Source organism: Paenibacillus phytorum (assembly GCF_013141715.1).
In the GTDB taxonomy this organism is placed as follows: Bacteria; Bacillota; Bacilli; order Paenibacillales; family NBRC-103111; genus Paenibacillus_E; species Paenibacillus_E phytorum.
Window position 1 is genome coordinate 1 of record NZ_WHOA01000011.1, and the last position, 944, is coordinate 944.

The following is a 944-nucleotide window of genomic DNA, read 5'->3' on the forward strand; positions in this document are numbered from 1 at the left end:
AACAAGAAAGAGACGTTATGCAGTTAGGAGATGGTTCCTGTATTCATCAGGGGTCATCTTCTTTAATTTCCACTGGTAGCGACTGGAGTTGTAGAAGGCCATGTAGGTGTGAATCTGTTTACGCAACTCAGTAATGGTTGAACAAGACTTTATGTCTAACTCATCCTTGAGATGGCCGAAAAAGGATTCCATGGACGCGTTATCCCAGCAGTTTCCTTTCCTGGACATTGACTGCTTTATTCCCACTTCCTTAACCAGCTTCTGAAAGTCGGGATGTGTGTAATGGAAACCTTGATCTGAATGGAGGATTGCCTGCGGGTGTATATTGCCTTCTAGGCGTACCAACAGCTGGTTAAGTGTACGTATCACAATAGGCATCTTCAACGAAGTAGAGACATGGTAAGCTAGTATCTGACGTGTAGATCCGTCTTTCACACACGATAGATAGGCTTTCTGACCGTTTCCATAGTGAAGATAGGTGATGTCGGTTAGCATGACCTTTTCCGGCTCGCCTTGGTCAAATTGACGCTTAAGTAGATTCGGGCAAGTTCGATGTTCCAGCGTAGCCTTAGCTGCCTTACGATACGGGTCTGCCTGACGGATTTCTGTTACCAACCGACCTTTTCGCATCAGACGTTTAATCTTCTTATGGTTCATGATCACGTGCTCCTCGCGTTCGATATGCATCTTGAGCACTAATACGCCCGCTTTTCGATTTAGAGAATAAAAGTGTTTTCGCAGCAATTCCAAATCTTGCTGATCGAAAAGTTCCCGCTGTTGACGTGCCTCTTCTGCGCCAAGCCACCGGTAATACCCACTACGACTAACTCCCGCAAGCGTGCAAAGATAAGAGATTCGGTTGGTTGATTCGTACTCGCGGATCAAACGGTTGATGAGCTCGAACCGCTCTGAAGTAGTTATCTTTGACGAAACTTCGCCTGCCT

General features: G+C 46.1%; 1 protein-coding gene. It reads right to left on the reverse strand.

Going from position 1 to position 944, the window contains the following annotated elements:
- Positions 1-15: 15 nt before the first annotated feature.
- On the reverse strand, positions 16-944 hold a 929-nt coding region (locus GC098_RS02380), incomplete at its 5' end, for an IS3 family transposase (RefSeq protein WP_171640619.1).